Genomic DNA, 19399 nt, shown 5'->3' on the forward strand with positions numbered 1-19399 from the left:
TGAACGTGGCCGGTGGGTGCTCAAGGTGCGGCGAGCTCCTGGCGGACCGGCGATCGTTGCCCATGGGTCTGCCATCGGGGTCGGCGAGTCGTGGATTTCGTGGCTTGGCAATCGAATTCCGAGCCTGCCAATCCACGACTCGACGGTGCACGGGCGGGATCGTGTCGGCGCACAGGCGGGATCGTGCCGGCGCGTGGGCTGGTCGTGTCGGCGGGGGCGGTGCGATCGAGGTGCGCGGGGTGGCGTGATCGGGGGCAAGGGTGGCGCGATCGCGGGGCGGGGCGGTGCGATCGAGGTGGGCGGGGGGCGGTGCGATTGGGGACGATCGGGGGCGGGGCGGAGCGATCGAGGTGGGCGGGGTGGTGCGATCGAGGCGGGCGACGGTGGTGCGATTGGGGGCGGGGCGGGTTATTGGACGGTGTTTAGCCAGAGGTTGGTGTAGCGGGGGCCGTCTACCGCGGTGGCTACCTGGACCACCGGGGGTGGGGGACCGTAGGGGTCTGAGGTTAGGTCGCCGGACCAGTCGCGGGTGTCGACGATGGTGCGGCCGCGGGACCAGCTGCCGGAGAGTTCGACGTGCAGGGGGTAGGGTTCGGTGGTCAGGCCGGACGGGTCGATCACGGCGCAGACCGCGCCGCCGTCACCGATGCTGGCCGCATCCGCCTTGTAGAGCTCGCTTCGCTTCTCGATCAGGCGGCGGGCCAGGTCGGCGGAGGGGGAGCCGCCGAGTGAGCGGGCCTGGTCGAGGGTGATGGGGACGTCGTAGAAGACGTCCAGGCCGTACATGGTGACTCCGACGCCGAGCCGGCCGGCGGTGCTGAGGACGATGGCGGCGGCTTCGGGGTCGGTCCAGATGTTGAACTCGGCCGAGGCTGTCGCGTTCCCGATCCCGGCGGCGCCACCCATGAAGACGATCTCGCGGAGTCCGGCTGCCGCTTCCGGGTAGGTCCGGAGCAGCAGGGCGATGTTCGTCATCGGAGCCAGCGGGATCAGGGTGATGAGTTCGCCGGTGCGGGCCGCCTCGCGGAGGTTGTCGCGCAGTACTTCGACCGCGTGCGCGCCGACCGGCGTACGGGTTGATTTGGGCCAGTCGATGTCGCCCAGGCCGTCGACACCGTGGACGTGTGGGGCGGAGCGGACTGGTTGCAGGAGGGGCAGGGCGGCGCCGCGGGCCACGGGTACGTCCTCGCGGCCGGCTGCTTCGAGCACGGTCAGGGTGTTGACGACCACCTCGTCGAGACCGACGTTGCCGCCGACGCAGGTGACCGCCTTCAGATCCAGATCCGGGTGCTGAGCGGCGAGCAGCAGCGCGCAGGCGTCGTCGAGCCCCGTGTCGACATCAAGGATGACCGGCTTCATACCGCCATCCTTTCCCATCCCCGGCTCCACCGACCCCTTCCACCGCGATCCACCGACCTCACCTCACCGGATCCACCGATGCACCCACCGGCTTCACCGCCCTCCGGCCTCCGGATCCGGCGGGCCTCGTTTGCCGGGTCTACCGGGCGTTGGCGGTCAATTCATCACCAGCTTCGCCGGTGTTAGCGGGGGTTTCCTACGTTCGGTGACCATGAAGCTGACAACACGCCGCCCTCGTGCTGTGCTGACTGCCCTCGTCGCAGGTGCCACTTTGACCGCACTGATCACCCCGAGCGCCGCTGAAGCCGACCCGTTCGCGCCCGCCGCGCCCCAGGCCGCCGACGCACTTACAGCCGACGCCTTCACGGCAGACGCCCTCGCCGCCGACGCGCCGACCCCGACCGTCGACGAGAAGTTCGACGGGTCGAGCCTGCCGACCGGCTGGACCGCGGTCGAGGGGACCTGGAAGGTCCAGGACGGCCGCCTCGTCGGCACCTCGACGAGCTCGGCCCAGCAGAGCCGGATCACCTTCGGCACACCGCTGACCGACTTCCGGATCGAGAGTCGCCTGCGCTTCGAGTCCGCGCTGGACGCCGCCCGCTGGGTCGCCTTCGGACTCGACCTGGCTCCCACCGGCGCGGTTCCGTGGTCGATCGCGACCTTGCGCAACGGGTCGACCGCGACCAACGGACTCGAGTTCGCCCAGCGCACCGCGGCAAACACCTGGAACGTCACCGACACCGCCGCCGCCCCGCTCCAGGTCGGCATCGGCAAGGAGGTCGCGGTCGCCGTCGAGGTCCGTGGTACTCGCGCCACTTGGTACGTCGACGGCCGCGAAGCCCTTCGTACGACGATGGTGAACCGCAGTACGACGGGTGTGCAGGCGTTGATCGTCAACGGCGCGACCGTCTCCTTCGACGACCTCCGGGTGACTCCGCTGGCCAAGGAGTCGTTCATCCGCAAGACCGGCGACCCCCTGAGGGTATGGGCGCACCGCGGTGGATCGAGTGCCGCGCCGGAGAACACCGCGGCCTCCGACGAGGTCGCCCGTCGCGCCCGTGCGGAGTGGATCGAGAACGACGTCCAGCCGACCAAGGACGGCGTACCGGTGATCCTGCACGACACCTCCGTCGACCGGACCACGGACGGTACCGGCGCGATCCGCAACCTCACGCTCGCCGAGGTCGCGACGATGGACGCGGGCTCCTGGTTCGCCCCGGCCTTCACGGGACAGCGGGTGCCGACCCTCGGGCAGCAGTTGGACGGCCTCAAGGCCCGCGGCGGCAACCTGCTGCTGGAGGTGAAGGGCGTGCACACCAGGGACTCGGTCGCGCGCATCGTCACCGACATCCGCAGCCGGAACATGAGCAGCCGGGTCTTCGTGCAGAGCTTCGAGCCGCAGCACCTGCGCTGGATGCGTGAACTCGCCCCCGAACTCCCGCTCGGCCTGCTCCGCAGCACTCTCGACCCCGACCCGGTCGCGATCGCCAAGGACCTCGAGCTGTCCGCGTACAACCCGTCCGACGCGGCGTTCCAGACCCGCCCGGGCATCGCGGCCGAGCTGCACGCCGCCGGAGTCGCCATCAACGTCTGGACGGTCGACGACGCGACCCGCTGGAACGCGCTGGAGAAGGCCGGTGTCGACGGCATCATCACCAACCGCCCCGCCGAGCTGTACGGCTGGAACGCCGCCTTCCTGCAGCGGACCAAGCCCAGCGCCACCGTGCTCAGCCCAGCCGCCGGTCAGCGGATCGACCGGGCCCAGCTGCTCCGAATCGCGGTTGGCAACAACTCGGCCGAGCCGGTGACGATCACCCTCGACGGCCGGCCGATCGCCAACGGCGCCGCGGTCGATACGACGGAACTCACGGCCGGCGAACACGTGATCAAGGCCGTCATCGGTGAGACCGCCACCGAGTCGAAGTTCGAGATCGTCGCCACCCCGACCGGACTGGCGAACCTGATCCTCACCTCCGGCGCATCACCCGCCACGGTCTCCACGCTGACCACACTGCTCGGCCAACGCCAGTACGCCGTACTCGCGGCGTACGCGAACACGCCGGGCGCGACCGGCCTGACCCCGGTACGCCGCCAGCAGATCGTCACCGAAGCGCGAGCCCTAGCCACCCTCTGATCCCGTCCACACCAACCCGGCCGGGCCCCACAACCAGGGGTCCGGCCGGTTCTGTTTGGGCGCTACCTGAGTAGTCAGCGGGACGTATTTTGCGCCTCGACAGGGCCAACGTGTGGACGCCACGCGGGAGTACACCGGGCCGCGCAAGTGTTGGAAACAGTGAGACGCGCGCGAGATCCGGGCGTTCTTGCAAAGTGTCGGAGCCGGGACGTAGCATCCCTAGATGTAGTGGTTACACGGGTGTAATTTTCCACAGGTAGTGGTCAGTTACTCACAGGTCATACACAAGTTGTCCCCAGGTTGATCCACAATCGCCGCCCCCGCGGCGATCTACGGGAGGAGTGATCCGTCGTGCACTGTCCGTATTGCAGGCACATCGACTCCCGGGTCGTGGACAGCCGGGTGGCCGAGGACGGCGGAGCGATCCGCCGCCGGCGGCAGTGCCCGGTCTGCGAGAAGCGGTTCACCACCGTCGAGCAGATGCAGCTCACGGTCGTGAAGCGCTCCGGCGCGACCGAGCCGTTCAGCCGGGAGAAGGTCATCAACGGCGTCGGCAAGGCCTGCAAGGGCCGGCCGGTCGACATGGACGCGCTGGCCCGGCTGGGCCAGAAGGTGGAGGACGCGCTCAAGGCGAGCGGTTCGCCGGAGGTGCCCGCGCACGAGGTCGGCCTGGCCATCCTCGGGCCGCTGCGGGAGCTGGACGAGGTGGCGTACCTGCGGTTCGCCAGCGTCTACCGGCAGTTCGAGTCCGCCGACGACTTCGAGACCGAGATCGCGCTGCTCCGGGCCGAGAAAGAGCCCCAGGGCACCGAACCGGACCCGTTGCGGCCAGCGCAGCAGACGTAAATCGGGGAAGCAGCAACACCAGGCAGTAGCGCAGCACCAGCACGATCACAACGGGGCGGCCCCGACAGGCCGCGCAGTGCAGACACAGGGCGAGGAGCAACCATGACAGAGACGGTGACCGGCCACTCGGGGCCGACCAAGCGGTCGGCGGCCGGGTTCCGGGGGCGCAAGAGCGCGCCCACGGGACTCACCATCGAGCGCATCTTCACGACCGAGGGTGTTCACCCGTACGACGACGTGACGTGGGAGCGTCGCGACGTCGTACAGCAGAACTGGAAGACGGGTGAGACCGTCTTCGAGCAGCGCGGGGTCGAGTTCCCCGACTACTGGAGCGTGAACGCCTCCACCATCGTCACCACCAAGTACTTCCGCGGCGCCGTCGGCCACGACAACCGCGAGTGGAGCCTGAAGCAGCTGCTCGACCGGGTGGTGAAGACCTACCGCAAGGCCGGCGAGGACTACGGCTACTTCGCCACGCCCGCCGACGCGGAGGTGTTCGAGCACGAGCTCACCTGGATGCTGCTGCACCAGTACTTCAGCTTCAACTCGCCGGTCTGGTTCAACGTCGGTACCTCGTCCCCGCAGCAGGTGTCGGCCTGCTTCATCCTCGCTGTCGACGACTCGATGGACTCGATCCTGAACTGGTACAAGGAGGAGGGCCTGATCTTCAAGGGCGGCTCCGGTGCCGGTCTGAACCTGTCCCGGATCCGGTCGTCCAAGGAGCTGCTGCAGTCCTCCGGCGGTACGGCGTCCGGCCCGGTCAGCTTCATGCGCGGCGCGGACGCGTCGGCAGGCACGATCAAGTCCGGCGGGGCCACCCGGCGTGCGGCCAAGATGGTCGTCCTCGACGTGGACCACCCGGACATCGAGGAGTTCGTCGAGACCAAGATGCGCGAGGAGGAGAAGATCCGGGTCCTCCGCGACGCGGGCTTCGACATGGACCTCGGCGGCCGCGACATCACCTCGGTGCAGTATCAGAACGCGAACAACTCGGTCCGGGTCACCGACGAGTTCATGCGCGCGGTCGAGGAGAAGGGCAGCTTCGGGCTGCGCGCCCGGCTGGACAACTCGGTGATCGAGACCGTCGACGCGCGCGGGCTGTTCGACAAGATCAGCCAGGCCGCGTGGGCCTGCGCCGACCCGGGCCTGCAGTACGACGACACCATCAACGACTGGCACACCACCCCGGAGACGGGCCGGATCACCGCGTCCAACCCGTGCTCGGAGTACATGCACCTGGACAACTCCTCCTGCAACCTGGCGTCGCTGAACCTGATGAAGTTCCTCCGCGACGACGACCTGTTCGACTCGGAGAAGTTCGTCAAGGCGGTCGAGCTGATCATCACCGCGATGGACATCTCGATCTGCTTCGCCGACTTCCCGACCGAGGCGATCGGCGACACCACCCGCGCGTACCGGCAGCTGGGCATCGGGTACGCGAACCTCGGCGCGCTGCTGATGGCGACCGGGCACGCGTACGACTCCGACGGTGGTCGCGCACTGGCGGGCGCTATCACGTCGCTGATGACCGGTACGTCGTACAAGCGGTCGGCCGAGCTGGCCGGCGTCGTCGGCCCGTACGACGGGTTCGAGCGGAACAAGGACGCGCACACCCGGGTGATGCGCAAGCACGCCGCGGCCAACGACGCGATCCGGACGATTCACGAGATCGACAAGGACGTCCAGAAGCACGCCACCGCGGCGTGGGACGGCGTCCTCAAGATCGGTGCGAAGAACGGCTGGCGGAACGCGCAGGCGTCGGTGCTCGCGCCGACCGGCACCATCGGCTTCATGATGGACTGCGACACCACCGGGATCGAGCCGGACTTCTCGCTGGTGAAGTTCAAGAAGCTGGTCGGCGGCGGCTCGATGCAGATCGTCAACCAGACGGTGCCGCGGGCGCTGCGGCTGTACGGCTACACCGAGGAGACGATCGAGGCGATCGTCGAGTACATCTCCGAGCACGGCCACGTGGTGGACGCGCCGGGCCTGAAGCCGGAGCACTACGAGATCTTCGACACCGCGATGGGCGAGCGGGCGATCAAGCCGATGGGCCACGTCCGGATGATGGCGGCCGCGCAGCCGTTCCTTTCGGGCGCAATCTCGAAGACCGTCAACCTTCCTGAGACAGCAACAGTCGAAGAGATCGCCGACGTCTACTTCCAGGGCTGGAAGCTCGGCCTGAAGGCGCTGGCCGTCTACCGCGACAACTGCAAGGTCGGCCAGCCGCTGGCGGACGCGAAGGCGAAGAAGGCCGCCGACACCGTCGCCGCCGAGGCCGCCGTCGCGGAGAAGATCGTCGAGAAGGTCATCGAGTACCGGCCGACCCGCAAGCGTCTGCCGAAGTCCCGCCCGTCGCGGACCACGTCCTTCAGTGTCGGCGGCGCCGAGGGCTACATGACCGCCGGCTCGTACCCGGACGACGGTCTGGGCGAGGTCTTCCTGAAGATGGGCAAGCAGGGCTCGACCCTGGCCGGGGTGATGGACGCGTTCTCGATCGCCATCTCGATCGCGCTGCAGCACGGTGTCCCGCTGGAGACCTACGTGCAGAAGTTCACCAACCTGAAGTTCGAGCCTGCCGGTCTGACCGACGACCCGGACGTCCGGATGGCGCAGTCGATCATGGACTACATCTTCCGCCGGCTGGCGCTGGACTACCTGCCGTTCGACGAGCGGGCCGCGCTCGGCATCTACTCCGCGGAGGAGCGGTCCCGCCAGCTCGACACAGGTTCCTACGAACCGGCCCCGGTCGAGATCTCCGAGGCCGAATCGCTGAAGTCGATCGAGCCGGCCGCCGAGAAGGCCCACTCGGTCGAGGAGGCCGCGGCCAAGCCGATCGACACCTCCGAGGTCCGCACCACCGCCGAGATGTTCGAGCTCATCACCGGCACCTCGGTCGACGCGCCGCTCTGCTTCACCTGCGGCACCAAGATGCGTCCGAGCGGCTCCTGCTACGTCTGCGAAGGCTGCGGCTCCACCTCTGGTTGCAGCTGACCTGTAGCTGACAGCACCACGGCCCCCGGGACTTCCCACTTCCCCCGGGGGCCGCAGTGCGTTCAAATCGCGAGTACCGTCGGGGTTGTGGAGGTGGGGGAGCTCCTTGCGGCGGGTGGGGTTGCGCTGGCGGCGGGGGAGTGGGTGAAGGCGCGGGAGGCGTTCGGCGAGTCGGTTGGGGTTGAGGAGACCGCCGAAGGTCTTGCCGGGTTGGGTACTGCGGTCTGGTGGCTGGGGGAGGTTCGAGAGGCCTTCTCCTGTTGGGAGCGTGCGTACACGGGCTTCAGCCGGTCGGATCCGGCGCAGGCGGTGTTCATGGCGGTCGGGCTCAGCGTGCTGTACGACGCGAACTTCGGGGATCGGGCGGCGGCCAAGGGGTGGGCGGCGCGGGCGGTTCGGTTGGCCGAGACGGTGGGCGATCCGGTCGTGACGGCCTGGGCGTCGTTGGCTCGGGGAGGGTCCGCGGATGACCCCGAACAAGTCGCGGCGTGGTCCGAGGAGGCACGCGCGGTCGGCGTACGGGCTGAGGATCGCGATCTCGAGTTGTGTGCGCTGAGTCTGTCGGGGTCGGCCCTGATCGATCTCGGCCGGATCACCGAGGGTGCGGCGTTGCTCGACGAAGCGCTCGCGGGGGCGCTTGGGGGAGAGGGCAACCTCGACACGGTGGTGTACACCAGTTGTCTGCTGATGAGGTCGTGTGTCCGCGGTGCCGACTTCTTGCGCGTGGTGCAGTGGACGCGATCGCTGGATGGCTTCATCGATCGCTACGGTTGCCCGTATCTCCATGCGACCTGCCGGGCGTCGTACGGCGCGGTGCTGGTGTCGACTGGTGATTGGGCGCGGGCGGAAGGTGAGTTGGCCGCTGCGGCCGAGTTGGCTCGAGAGTCGTTGCCTGCGATCCAGGCCGAGGCGGCCGCGTGCCTCGCCGAGTTGCGGCTCGCGCAGGGACAGGTTAGTGAGGCGCAGCGGTTGTTGGTCGGCTTTGAGGATCACGCCATCGTGCGGCCGGTGCTGGCGGCCGCGTACCTCGCTGCAGGTGAGCCGGCGATGGCGGTCTCGTTGGCGCGGAGGCACTTGGCTGCGGTCGAGACGCGGCGGCCGGAGGAGGCACGGCTGCGTGAAGTCCTCGGTCAAGCCCTCCTGGCGAGCGGTGACGCCGAGGCGGCGGCTGAGGAGGCTCGACGGCTTGCTGAGCTCAGTGCGGACAGCGCTTTGATTGCGGCACGGGCCGAGCGGCTTGCTGGTCAGGCTCTGTTTGCTCAGGGCAAACATGCAGAGGCCGTACTGCGACTGTCGGCCGCGCAGGAGTTGTTCGGTCGGTTGGAATTGCCGCTGGAGGTGGCGCGGACCCGGATGGCTCTCGCGACCGCGCTTGCCGTCGAGGAACCCGGGCCGGCGGTGAGCGAGGCACGGATCGCGTTGACGGTTTTTGAGGACTTGGGCGCGTCCAGCGATGCCGACAAGGCCGCTGCCTGGTTACGCGCGGCCGGTGCTGCCGCGGCACGGGTCGGACCACGGGGCGTCGGTCTGCTCACCAAACGCGAGCGCGACGTCCTCGGCGTACTGGCTGAGGGTTTGTCCAACCCGGAGATCGCGGCCCGCCTCTACATCAGTCGCCGGACTGTGGAGCATCACGTCGCGAGCCTGTTGTCGAAGTTGGGCCTTCGAAACCGGACCGAGGCCGCCGCCTACGCAGCTCAGCATTTGGGTGAGTTCACCGATGCTCGACGCGGCCCGCGCGCGGATGCTCGGAGCACCGACTGAAGGAGGTCGCAATGAGCGACACCCAGATTTTCGACCAGACGCGCGCCGAGGCCTTCGGTGCGGAGTTGGCCGGTGTGCTGAACCACGGGACCCTGGCGTTGCTGCTCAGCATCGGGCACCAGACCGGTCTCTTCGACACGCTCGCGACGTTGCCGCCGGCCACCAGTCACGAGATCGCCGGCGCCGCGGATCTGCAGGAGCGGTACGTCCGGGAGTGGCTGGGCGCGATGAGCGCAGCGCGGATCACGGAGTACGACGCGACCGAGCGCACGTATCGGTTGCCGCCGGAGCACGCCGCGTTCCTGACCAGGGCGGCCGGGCCGGACAACCTGGCGAAGGCAACGCAGTTCATCGGGTTGCTGGCTGGGGTTGAGTCGAAGGTGGTCGACTGCTTCCGGCGAGGTGGCGGCGTGCCGTACTCGGAGTACGGCGAGTTCCATCGGCTGATGGCAGAGGACAGCGGCGCGGTGTTCGATGCGGCACTGGTCGACGGGATCCTTCCGCTTGTCCCGGGGCTGTCCGATCGCCTTCGGGCTGGGATTGATGTGGCGGATGTCGGGTGCGGTAGTGGTCATGCGATCAACTTGATCGCTCGCGCGTACCCGAACAGCCGGTGCGTGGGCTATGACTTCTCCGAGGAGGGGATCGCTGCGGGTCGGGCGGAGGCTGAGCGGTATGGCCTGGCCAACGCGGAGTTCGTACTGCGGGACGCGGCTGAGCTGGCCGAGTTCGAGAGATTCGATCTGGTCACGGCGTTCGATGCCGTTCACGACCAGGCGCATCCGGCGAAGGTGCTGGCGGGGATCGCGGCGTCGTTGCGACCCCGTGGGGTGTTCCTGATGGTCGACATCGAGGCGTCCAGCAATCTGGAGGACAACATCGATCATCCGTTCGGGCAGTTCCTTTATGGGGTGTCGACGTTGCATTGCATGACGGTGTCGTTGGCACTTGGCGGGGACGGACTCGGCACGGTCTGGGGGCGGCAGAAGGCCGAGCAGATGTTGGGTGAGGCGGGGTTCTCGTCGGTCGAGGTCACCCACGTCGAGGCTGACGCCTTCAACGCGTACTACATCGCGACGAAGGGTTAATCCGGAGCGAAGGTGGTGGGATGCGCGGGGGTGAGGTTTGGTTGCGCGGGCTATCGCAATTGGCCAGACCACCTGTCAACCTGTTCTACACTTCTCTTTGTGACCAGCTCAGCAGGGCGTCCCCAGCCGAACGAGAGCCCCTTCGCCCCGGTCGTCGTGCCGCGGAGCGCACCTGCCCAGGTAGCAGACCAGGTGGTCGCGGCCATCCGCGAGGGCCGGATCAAGCAGCACGAGCGACTCCCGTCCGAGCGTGAATTCGCCCGCATCCTCGGCGTCAGCCGACCGACGCTACGCGAGGCGCTGGCCGGACTCGAGCTCGCGGGACTCGTCCAGGCGCGGCAGGGACACGGGACGGTGGTGATCGCCTCGCCGGCCCACGTCGCCAACTGGGGCGCCGAGGTCACGCCGACCCAGGTGTTCGAGGCTCGACTGGTGATCGAGCCCGAACTCGCCCGGCTCGCGGCCGAGAAGCGCTTCCCGGAGGACATCGCCGCGCTGCAACAGGCCGGCGCCGACCTCGAGGAGGAGTTCGCGCGCACGGGTGAGTACGAGAGTGACCTCCCGGTCCACCGCGCAGTCGCCCGGGCCGCCCGCAATCCGGTCCTGGAAACCGCGCTCGAGGAGGCGCTCAAGCACACCGAATCCGACCGCTGGATGGAGCTCAGGTCGTCCGCCCTCAAACCGAACATCACCCGCGAGGGCCACGTAGACGAAGTACGCCGCGTCATCCGCCACATCGTCCTGGGCGAAGCCGACCAGGCGGCCGAGATCTGGCGCCAGCACCTAACCGCCTTCCGCGACGAAATGCTCATCGGCCTACAAACCGACGCCTCAACCGACCCCACCACCTCAACCCAACCAACCGACTAACCGCCGACCGGCCACGTCGTCTGTACCGATCGACATGAGGTGGTCCTCCGCCAGGGGGCCCGCCACGCCTGAAGCCCACCCAATGAACACCCCGGCCGCCGACCACCTCATGTCGAGCGGTACGCCAGCCACAGCGCGTCGCGTTCCAGGCCGGATGCCGTTCGGCGCAAGGGGTGTTGTGACGTCTTGACCTCGGATTGGCGGCATCGGAGGGTGGCGATGAAAGCGCTCTACCTCCTAACTCGCCCGAGGAGAAGTCATGCGTTTGAGCCAATCACCTCTTCGTATCCGGGCCCGCCGGACGGTCCTCCCCGCCGTCCTGGTGCTCGCCCTCGCCGCCACCCCGGCCGCCACGGTCGCACCCGACGACGGGAGTACGGCGTACGCCGTCGGCGGCGCGGCGTACGGGACTGATGCATTCGGCCGTCCGCAAATCAGCAACACCGGACAGGCGTACCTCGACGCCAAGCTGCCGATCCGGCACCGCGTCGAGGACCTGCTGCTCCGGATGACGCTGGAGGAGAAGGTCGGCCAGATGACCCAGGCCGAGCGAGGCGCCGTCACCGGCGACGCGTCACTCATCAAGGTCTGGGGACTGGGTTCCGTACTCTCCGGCGGCGGATCCGTTCCGACCCCGAACTCCCCGCAGGGCTGGGCGGACATGGTCGACCGGTTCCAGGCGGAGGCGCTGAAGACCCGCTTGCAGATCCCGCTCCTGTACGGCGTCGACTCGGTGCACGGTCACGGAAACTTGCTCGGGGCAACGGTCTTCCCGCACAACATCGGTCTCGGTTCCACCTGGGATCCGGACCTGGTCAGGCGGATCGCACACGTGGTCGCCGAGGAAACCCGCGCGACCGGTCCGCAATGGACGTTCGCACCCTGCGTTTGCGTGGCGCGCGACGCAAGGTGGGGCCGGACGTACGAGAGCTTCTCCGAGCATCCCGGGCTGGTGACCCGGTATGCGTCCAGCATCGAGGGCTTCCAGGGCACGCGATCCGGCGAGCTGCGCGACAACGACCGGGTGCTGGCCAGTACGAAGCACTACGCGGGAGACGGCGACACGAGGTTCGGTTCGGCCGCCGGCGACTACACGATCGACCAGGGCGTGACGGTGACCAACCGCCGCGACTTCGTCCGCATCGACCTCGCGCCGTACGTCGACGCCGTCGGCCGTTACGACACGGGCACAGTGATGCCGTCGTTCTCCAGTGTGGACTGGACCGAGGACGGTGAAGGCAACCCGATCAAGATGCACGCGAACCGCGAACTCATCACCGACGTACTCAAAGGCAAGCTCGACTTCGACGGCTTCGTGATCTCCGACTGGGAGGGGATCCACCAGTTGCCGGGCGACTGGGCGACCCAGGTACGGACCGGGGTGAACGCCGGGATCGACATGTTCATGGAGCCGAACTCGTACCAGTCGTTCGAAATCACGTTGCTCGACGAGGTCCGGGCCGGCCGGGTAGCGCAGCCGCGCATCGACGACGCCGTCCGGCGGATCCTGACGAAGAAGTTCGAACTCGGTCTGTTCGAGAAGCCGTACACGGATCGCACGCATCTCGGTGACGTCGGATCGGCTGCGCATCGGGCGCTCGCACGCGAGGCGGTCGCGAAATCCCAGGTATTGCTGAAGAATTCCGGTGGTGTGCTGCCGCTGAAGAAGAACGCCAAGGTTTATGTTGCCGGACGCAACGCTGACGACATGGGCAACCAGGCCGGCGGCTGGACGCTCAGCTGGCAAGGGGCGACTGGGCAGGACCGGATCCCGGGCAACAGCATCCTCGAAGGCATCCAGCAGGCGGGCGCGCAGGTCACCTACAGCAAGGACGGTTCGGCACCGACGGCCGGCAGTGATGCCGCTGTGGTCGTGGTGGGGGAGACCCCGTACGCCGAGGGCTTCGGCGACGTCGGCGGTCCGGAGTGGCCCTGGGACCCGGAGGACGGCGGAGTGCCGCGCGAGGAGAAGAGCCTCGAGTTGCAGCCTGTCGACAAGGCCGTGGTGGACAAGGTGTGTGGCGCTGTCGCCAAGTGCGTTGTGCTGGTGGTGTCCGGGCGGCCGCAGGTGATCGCTCCGGCGCAGCTGGCCAAGATCGACGCGCTGGTGGCGTCGTGGCTTCCTGGTTCGCAGGGTGAGGGAGTCGCGGACGTCCTGTTCGGGAAGCGGCCGTTCACGGGCAAGCTGTCGCACAGTTGGCCGCGCAGTGCGGACCAGGAGCCGATCAACGTCGGCGACCGCAACTACAACCCGCTGTACCCGTTCGGTTGGGGGTTGCGTACCAAGTAAGGCCCTGTGTGGTTGTAGGTCCTGCGTGGTTGTCCAGGCCTTGTGTGGTTGGGGTCAGTGCCCGAACCGGTCCGAGTCGGCCGGGACTGACCCCGACCCGTCGAGTGCCGACAACTGCGCCATCTCGTCGTCGGTGAGCTCGAAGTCGAACAGGGCAAGGTTCTGCTCGAGCCGCTGCCGATTGGCCGACTTGGGGATCGGTACTACGCCCAGCTGGACCTCCCACCGCAGTACGACCTGCGCGGGTGTCTTCCCATGTGCGCGGGCGATCTCCAGGAGGACCGGGCGCTCCAACAAGTCGCTGCCCTTGCCGATCGGGCTCCACGCCTCGGTGACGATCCCGTGCTGCGCGTGGAAGTCGCGGTTCTCCTGCTTGGTCCACAGTGGGCTCAGCTGGATCTGGTTCACCTCGGGGGCGACCCCGGTCTCGTCGATCACCCGTTGCAGGTGCGACGGCTTGAAGTTGGACGTACCGATCGCGCGGACCAGTCCTGCCTCACGCAACTCGATCAGCCCGCGCCACGCGTCGACGTACCGGTCCTGGTCCGGGTTCGGCCAGTGGATGAGCAACAGGTCGAGGTACTCGAGCCCCAGTCTCTCCGCACTCGCCTCGAGCGTGGTCCGCACGCCGTCCACGCTGTGCCACTGCTTGTTGAACTTCGAGGTGACGAACAGCTCCTCGCGCGGCGTCCCCTTCAACCCGCGCCCGACGCCGACCTCATTCCGGTACGCCTCAGCCGTGTCAACCAGCCGAAAACCGGCCTCGAGCGCCTCAGCCACAGCGCGCTCAGCCTCCGCATCCCCCATCGGCGAAGTCCCCAAGCCCACCCGCGGCATCACGGCCCCATGACTCAACGTAACCATCGGAACCAGACTCATCGACCCTCCTCCGTCAACACCACCCCGACACCGTAGCCCCACCGCACCACGCCGTACGTCGTACGGTTCAGCGCGCCCGGAGCCGACCGTCTCAACACTGCCTATTGGGGCGGCGGACTGTCGGCGGCGTGGTTCATCATGGGTTGGCGGGATCGGAACGCGAGGAAGGGGTGGGGCGATGAAAAATCGGCTGATCACACTGGTGGACCTCGGTCTGGACAGCTCGTTCGACGCGTCGATGTCGTTCGTCCAGGGCATCGTGGGCAACGTCAACGCCGGCTGGAACGACCCCGTCATCGACGTGAACTTCATCCGCTCCCGCGACCACGAGACGGCGTTCTCCGCGCTCACCACCCCGTCCAGCGTGCTGCACGTGATGGCACACGGTGACCACAGCGAGGAACCCTCTTTCCTGTCCACCGACGGCCAGACCCAGGTGTCGCTCAGCGCCCTGGCCGACTGGTTCGTCGACCGCCAGTACGGCATCGCCAGCGGTGTCGTGATCGCCGACGGCTGCAAGACCGGCATCGGCAAGTGGCAACGCGCCATCCGCGACTGCCTGCAGGACGACATCACCTACATCGGCACCAGCGCCGTCATCGGCTGGTACGAGGCGACCGTCTTCTGCTCCGCCTTCTACGGCGCCCTGATCCGCAACCGTGGCCTCGGCAAAAGCCCCGCCGAACAAGGCTGGGACGCCGCCGACCGAGCCATCCGCGCCTACGAAACTCTCACCGACGCCCGCTGCCCCTACAGACCAGTCCTCCTAACCCCCTCCCGCCGAGCCCTCCGCTCCCTAGCCGGCTAGCCCCGCCGCCCACAGCCGCGCCGCCGATCCAGCGACACGCAGTGCGGTGGCTGGGAGTGGCGGGACATGTGAAACTTTTTGTGCGTTTTACCGCCCAGGTGACCAACAGCGGGGAGCACGATCAGCCGGTCCGCCGGGTGTTGCTGCCTTGAAGGAAACCCCGATGAAGCTGGACAAGAGCTCGCTCCTGGCCGCTGCGGCGGTCGTCGCCATCCTCTATCTGCTGGGTCTCGTGCTCGGGCTGCCCGGCTGGGTGGCGGTCCTCAGTGCCATCGTCCTCCTGCTGGCCGCGGCCGTTCTGCTGAGGGAACCGGCCAAGAAGCCCTTGCCGATCGCCATCACCGCCCCGTCCACCTCGGCTGGCTCATCCGGGTCGAGCGCCCAGCCTGGGCGGTCCACGCCGGCCCCCGTGGCGCGCTATCCGGACCAGGATCCGGTGTTCAGCTTGCCGCCGACGAGGACGATCGCGGATGTGCGGCTGCCTTCGGCATCACCTGACTTCCAGTTCAGTTTTTCGGCTGTTGTGCACTGGTCGGCCGTTCTGTCGGGATCGCGCCATGGGGATCTCGGCAGTGTGGCCGTGGATGCGCTGCTGGCTCGTGCGAAGGTGCTCACCGCAGGCCAGCGACCCACCGAGGAAGCTCTGAACCAGCACCGGCTCGCGGCCCTGCTCGGCGAACCGGATCTGGACGAACGCGGCCAAGTCCGCACTTGGGCGACCGAAGTCCGGCTTCGTCTCCCCGACGCCGACAGCAAGCACCTCCAGGTCCTGGCCGCACTTCACCGTCGCGAGCAGACCACCCTGCTCGAACGCCGAATGGAGCGCGATCAGCGCGCCTACCTGACGGACGACGTCCTGGCCACACCTGGTTCGGCCGCAGTCTGGTGGTTGGTGAACAACCCAGGCCAGGTAGAGGAAGCCGTCAACCTGCTCGGCACCCTCTCCCAACTCTCAGCCGTCGCCAACAACCTCGAAACTGCCGACAGCAACCTCGACACCACCGCTGACAAGGGCCCCGGCACCACCGCCGACAAGAGCCTCGACCGCGCGCACGAGACCGCCGGCCGCGACCCGCGTCTGGCTGTCACGTCCGCCACCGAACTAGCCGCTCTCCTCTCCAGCGCCTCTCAACCTCCTCCCGTCGAATTCACCTCCAAGACCTCACCACCCTCCGAACCCGCCAACCCCGAGGCTTCCAACACCGAGACCTCCAACCCGTCCGCTCGAGTTGCTGGAACGACCACCTCGGCCGACCCGAAGGCGCCGGCGTCTGGCGAGCCTGACTCCCCATTGGCCGACGATTCGCCGGACGTCACCCGGAAAACGTCCGGTGAACCAGACCGCCAACCTGGCAACGGGATGCCGCGGCCGGATGCCGCGGACAACCGCAACGGGCGGTACCGCGAGGAGTTCTTCTCCGATTGACCTCGGCACGCGTCTCCCAGCGACGGCGACGCATGTCTCCAGCGACCTCAGCCTTTTGACCGGTAGGGCCGGCGCGCCTGAGCGCAGGGGATGGCGCCGGCCCTACCGGGGTCAAGTGTCGAGCCAGCGGATCGTCGTCGCGCCCTGATGGCCGTGAACTGCCAAGAGAGCCTCGACGCCGTCCTGCCACACGGTGGTCGTCGGGTACCTCCCAGCCCAGTGCAAGGCGACGCTGCCGTCGGACCACTCCACTCCTTCGGCGACGACACCCGTGCCACTGACTCCGGAGACGTCGAGATACCGCACCAACTGGAAACACCGCGGGCCGGCCCTCTGAGCCAGCCTCAGATGACGCCGCCGCGGCAACGTCGCCGTACTGCCACTCGTCTCGTCCATGGCCCCAAGTCAACGTCCCAGAGGACCCGCTGCCCATGAACTGACCGAGTATCCACAGGGCACTGATCGTGCACCCGGAGGGTCACGGAATCGCCGTACTCTGATTGCACAGGGTGATCAAAGGAGGCTCGATGAAAGTGATCGAAGAGTGGACCGGCAGACATGCCCGTGCACTGCAGGCGGCCATGCGGCTGACCAACGAGGCGTTCGCCGGGCATCTCGGCGTCGCCCCGCGCACGGTGTCCAAGTGGCGCAAACGACCCGACATGGTGCCGAGCCCGCAGCTCCAGGAGGCGCTCGACACCTCGCTCGGCCGGGCGAACAGCGAGACCCGAGCCCGATTCGCCGCGGGCCTGGGCGAGGAGCTCCCGGACCCGGTCGAGGAGGAGAAGCTGGATCAGGCGGTGCTGACCGAGCTCAACGTCGCCGTCACCGATCTCGCCCGCGTGGTCGCCCGCCTCTTGCCAAGAGAGGAGACCCCGGCACACTGACTACGGCGTACCGAAGGGAGCCAGGGATGCGGCGTCGGCCGGTGAACTCGTCAAGCGTGCGATCGGTCGGGTGGCAGGACGGCACCCTCGAGTTGGAGTACGTGGGCGGCAGCGTCTATCAGTACTACGACGTGCCGCAGCCCACGTACGCCGGACTCCTCGCCGCGGAGAGCATCGGAAACTATGTCAACACGGAGATCAAGCCGTACTACGAGTTCCGCGAGATCTGAGCGGTCCTACATCGGCTGGATCTCGAAGATCTCGACCGCGAACCGGCCCTTGCCCTCGGACAGGAACGGGTGTCCGTCCAGCAGTGCCCTGGCGGCGTCGAGGTCGGCGGCCTCGACGATCGTGTAGCCGTTCTGGTCGCTCGGCTCGGTGGTCGAACCGTCGTCGCGGACCGACGCCCGCGGCGTGAGTGGGTTGCCCTGGTCGGTGATGGCGGAGCCGGCTTTGCCCATCCACTCCGTCCAGGCCTTCATCTGCTCCTCGCCCTGTTCCGGAGTGAAGTCCTCCATCGGTGTCGCCGGTCCCCGGTACAGGTACAGGTACTTGCTCATGGTGTTGCCCTCCCTTGTCTCGCAAAGCGCCACGCGCCCGCGGAATCGCCCCCTGATGAGCGTTCTCTTGGCTGACGAACGACGACCCGACGAATCGACAAGACCGCGCAAGGGTTTTCGCTGCGTCGCCGACGGGCACCGGAGAGTGGATCCACGGGGGTGCCCAGCACCAGGAGATAGACCATGGTCACTCGCAGAGCCACGACCAGCTCACGTGTCGTCACCGTCCTTGTCGTCATCTGGCTGCTGATCGGCTTGGCCGCGGCCGCCCAGCGGAACTACTTCGCCGGTTCGGACGCGACCTGCGCGAAGGTGGGAACCACCCTGGTCACCATCGTCGCCGGCCCGCTGAACTACGTCGGTGCCAACCCGAAGATCGACTGCGAGGCGCCGCAACCGTCGCGATAACGCCGTCGCAAAACCTGGGCTCGGGACCAGGCTCAGTTGGGCCGTGGTCGACGGCGGCGTGGAGAATAGGCGGGATAGGGGTGCGGTTACACCTGGTGCCGTCCGGTGTATGACCCCCGGGCCTCACCTTCAGCCGCTACGAGCGGCCACTCGCCGAGAGGCGTCTACTGGGCGGTGCGGTACGTGGCGGGTGGGAGACTAGCGATCGTCTTCCCACCCGCGCTCCGCGTCTTTGGACCTGAGTCAGTCGTCCCGGCCAAGGCCGTTCCCCGAGATCCTGTCGGGCAAGACCCCTGGATCCGAGGTTGGCGTCCCGCCCACCGCGACGACGGCGGCTGCACTCGCGCGACCCGTCTGGGACCCGGGCTTGAGTGGTGGGGGACCATGGAAGATGTGGCCCGCGGTGACGCGGGAGACGGGTGTGACCTGAGGGACGATGCCGGCATCGCGACGGTGCTGCCGGGAGGGGTCTGCAAGGGTTCGGTGAAGGTGTCCGACCCCGATTTGCATCTCCACCGCGAATGTCAGTAATGTTCTTCTTGTTGGAGCGAGCGCGGGACGCGAAAGCGGCCGGACGCTCCGACCACTCCCTGAAGGTCAAAGGAGCCGAAACACGCCCTCGGCGGGTTTCGGTCACTAAGACGCGCAGGGGGACTGGGACGAAAGAGGCCGATTTGACCGGCCCCGGACGAAACAGTAAAGTTGGGCGAGTTGCCCCGGAGCTTCAAACGAAAGTCTGAAGCGCGGTGTGCGTCCGATTCTTGAGAACTCAACAGCGTGCCGAAAGTCAATGCCGAAATATGCATTAACCCCGTTCACAGGCATTGGACGATCTCTTCCACCCCGGGTCTCTTCGAGATTTTGGGTGCTGGGTTGTCTGTTGTTCTGTGGCGGATTCCTTTGAAACTATTGATTCAAGTCAGTTTGATTGTTTCTGATTCAAAGGATCTACTCGATGTGTCGACTCACCACTTAGTGGTTTGTCATATTATTCAACGGAGAGTTTGATCCTGGCTCAGGACGAACGCTGGCGGCGTGCTTAACACATGCAAGTCGAGCGGTAAGGCCCTTCGGGGTACACGAGCG

At 67.4% G+C, this 19399-nt stretch carries 16 protein-coding genes and 1 rRNA gene; 13 read left to right on the forward strand and 4 right to left on the reverse strand.

Annotated features, from left to right (window positions below):
* Positions 1-408 precede the first annotated feature (408 nt).
* Positions 409-1359, reverse strand: a complete 951-nt coding sequence (locus tag EV643_RS37655) for a nucleoside hydrolase (protein WP_133805000.1) — start codon at positions 1357-1359, stop codon at positions 409-411.
* 211 nt (positions 1360-1570) lie between these two features.
* On the opposite strand from EV643_RS37655, the gene EV643_RS37660 reads away from it, so the two are divergent.
* The 7 genes from EV643_RS37660 to EV643_RS37690 all read left to right on the forward strand — a co-directional run bounded on the left by EV643_RS37660 (position 1571) and on the right by EV643_RS37690 (position 13345).
* The gene (locus EV643_RS37660; protein ID WP_238166080.1) at positions 1571-3493 is read left to right on the forward strand and encodes a glycerophosphodiester phosphodiesterase; all 1923 of its coding nucleotides are present in this window, start codon (positions 1571-1573) and stop codon (positions 3491-3493) included.
* A gap of 351 nt (positions 3494-3844) precedes the next feature.
* Positions 3845-4339, forward strand: a complete 495-nt coding sequence (gene nrdR / locus EV643_RS37665; RefSeq protein ID WP_133805001.1) for a transcriptional regulator NrdR — start codon at positions 3845-3847, stop codon at positions 4337-4339.
* 102 nt (positions 4340-4441) lie between these two features.
* Positions 4442-7333, forward strand: a complete 2892-nt coding sequence (locus EV643_RS37670) for a vitamin B12-dependent ribonucleotide reductase (protein ID WP_133805002.1) — start codon at positions 4442-4444, stop codon at positions 7331-7333.
* An 87-nt stretch (positions 7334-7420) separates the two neighbouring features.
* A complete protein-coding gene (locus EV643_RS37675; RefSeq protein WP_133805003.1) occupies positions 7421-9097 on the forward strand; it encodes a response regulator transcription factor in 1677 nt (558 codons plus the stop codon).
* An 11-nt stretch (positions 9098-9108) separates the two neighbouring features.
* On the forward strand, positions 9109-10185 hold the full coding sequence (locus EV643_RS37680) for a class I SAM-dependent methyltransferase (protein ID WP_133805004.1): 1077 nt from the start codon (positions 9109-9111) through the stop codon (positions 10183-10185).
* A 99-nt stretch (positions 10186-10284) separates the two neighbouring features.
* Entirely contained in the window at positions 10285-11055 is a 771-nt protein-coding gene (locus EV643_RS37685; protein WP_133805005.1) for a FadR/GntR family transcriptional regulator, read from the forward strand.
* Between the two features lie 259 nt (positions 11056-11314).
* Entirely contained in the window at positions 11315-13345 is a 2031-nt protein-coding gene (locus EV643_RS37690; RefSeq protein ID WP_133805006.1) for a glycoside hydrolase family 3 protein, read from the forward strand.
* A 54-nt stretch (positions 13346-13399) separates the two neighbouring features.
* Here EV643_RS37690 and EV643_RS37695 read toward each other — a convergent pair whose 3' ends face one another.
* Complete coding sequence (locus EV643_RS37695; protein ID WP_133805007.1) at positions 13400-14224, reverse strand: aldo/keto reductase; 825 nt, start codon at positions 14222-14224, stop codon at positions 13400-13402.
* 178 nt (positions 14225-14402) lie between these two features.
* Between EV643_RS37695 and EV643_RS37700 the strand changes: the two genes are divergently transcribed.
* Positions 14403-15032, forward strand: a complete 630-nt coding sequence (locus EV643_RS37700; RefSeq protein WP_133805008.1) for a hypothetical protein — start codon at positions 14403-14405, stop codon at positions 15030-15032.
* 163 nt (positions 15033-15195) lie between these two features.
* On the forward strand, positions 15196-16458 hold the full coding sequence (locus EV643_RS45160) for a hypothetical protein (protein WP_202869929.1): 1263 nt from the start codon (positions 15196-15198) through the stop codon (positions 16456-16458).
* Positions 16459-16569: 111 nt separating this feature from the next.
* Here the strand turns inward: EV643_RS45160 and EV643_RS37710 are convergent, their stop codons facing one another.
* Positions 16570-16854, reverse strand: a complete 285-nt coding sequence (locus EV643_RS37710; RefSeq protein ID WP_202869930.1) for a hypothetical protein — start codon at positions 16852-16854, stop codon at positions 16570-16572.
* Positions 16855-16985: 131 nt separating this feature from the next.
* Between EV643_RS37710 and EV643_RS37715 the strand changes: the two genes are divergently transcribed.
* Both EV643_RS37715 and EV643_RS37720 read left to right on the forward strand, forming a co-directional pair.
* Positions 16986-17345: a helix-turn-helix domain-containing protein gene (locus EV643_RS37715; RefSeq protein ID WP_133805009.1), complete on the forward strand. Its 360-nt coding sequence runs from the start codon at positions 16986-16988 to the stop codon at positions 17343-17345.
* Between the two features lie 26 nt (positions 17346-17371).
* The gene (locus tag EV643_RS37720; protein WP_133805010.1) at positions 17372-17575 is read left to right on the forward strand and encodes a KTSC domain-containing protein; all 204 of its coding nucleotides are present in this window, start codon (positions 17372-17374) and stop codon (positions 17573-17575) included.
* Between the two features lie 6 nt (positions 17576-17581).
* Here the strand turns inward: EV643_RS37720 and EV643_RS37725 are convergent, their stop codons facing one another.
* A complete protein-coding gene (locus EV643_RS37725) occupies positions 17582-17905 on the reverse strand; it encodes a YciI family protein (RefSeq protein WP_133805011.1) in 324 nt (107 codons plus the stop codon).
* 183 nt (positions 17906-18088) lie between these two features.
* On the opposite strand from EV643_RS37725, the gene EV643_RS37730 reads away from it, so the two are divergent.
* Entirely contained in the window at positions 18089-18313 is a 225-nt protein-coding gene (locus tag EV643_RS37730; protein WP_133805012.1) for a hypothetical protein, read from the forward strand.
* A gap of 992 nt (positions 18314-19305) precedes the next feature.
* Positions 19306-19399: ribosomal RNA gene (locus tag EV643_RS37735) — 16S ribosomal RNA — on the forward strand; the annotation flags it as partial.

This window comes from Kribbella caucasensis, assembly GCF_004361855.1.
Classification (GTDB): Bacteria; Actinomycetota; Actinomycetes; order Propionibacteriales; family Kribbellaceae; genus Kribbella; species Kribbella caucasensis.

Bases quoted from the DNA above. Each gene is read 5' to 3' on its own strand.
- EV643_RS37655 (WP_133805000.1), bottom strand. From the start codon at position 1,359: ATGAAGCCGGTCATCCTTGATGTCGACACGGGGCTCGACGACGCCTGC.
- EV643_RS37660 (WP_238166080.1), top strand. From the start codon at position 1,571: ATGAAGCTGACAACACGCCGCCCTCGTGCTGTGCTGACTGCCCTCGTC.
- EV643_RS37670 (WP_133805002.1), top strand. From the start codon at position 4,442: ATGACAGAGACGGTGACCGGCCACTCGGGGCCGACCAAGCGGTCGGCG.
- EV643_RS37680 (WP_133805004.1), top strand. From the start codon at position 9,109: ATGAGCGACACCCAGATTTTCGACCAGACGCGCGCCGAGGCCTTCGGT.
- EV643_RS37690 (WP_133805006.1), top strand. From the start codon at position 11,315: ATGCGTTTGAGCCAATCACCTCTTCGTATCCGGGCCCGCCGGACGGTC.
- EV643_RS37695 (WP_133805007.1), bottom strand. From the start codon at position 14,224: ATGAGTCTGGTTCCGATGGTTACGTTGAGTCATGGGGCCGTGATGCCG.
- EV643_RS37700 (WP_133805008.1), top strand. From the start codon at position 14,403: ATGAAAAATCGGCTGATCACACTGGTGGACCTCGGTCTGGACAGCTCG.
- EV643_RS45160 (WP_202869929.1), top strand. From the start codon at position 15,196: ATGAAGCTGGACAAGAGCTCGCTCCTGGCCGCTGCGGCGGTCGTCGCC.
- EV643_RS37710 (WP_202869930.1), bottom strand. From the start codon at position 16,854: ATGGACGAGACGAGTGGCAGTACGGCGACGTTGCCGCGGCGGCGTCAT.
- EV643_RS37715 (WP_133805009.1), top strand. From the start codon at position 16,986: ATGAAAGTGATCGAAGAGTGGACCGGCAGACATGCCCGTGCACTGCAG.
- EV643_RS37720 (WP_133805010.1), top strand. From the start codon at position 17,372: ATGCGGCGTCGGCCGGTGAACTCGTCAAGCGTGCGATCGGTCGGGTGG.
- EV643_RS37725 (WP_133805011.1), bottom strand. From the start codon at position 17,905: ATGAGCAAGTACCTGTACCTGTACCGGGGACCGGCGACACCGATGGAG.
- EV643_RS37730 (WP_133805012.1), top strand. From the start codon at position 18,089: ATGGTCACTCGCAGAGCCACGACCAGCTCACGTGTCGTCACCGTCCTT.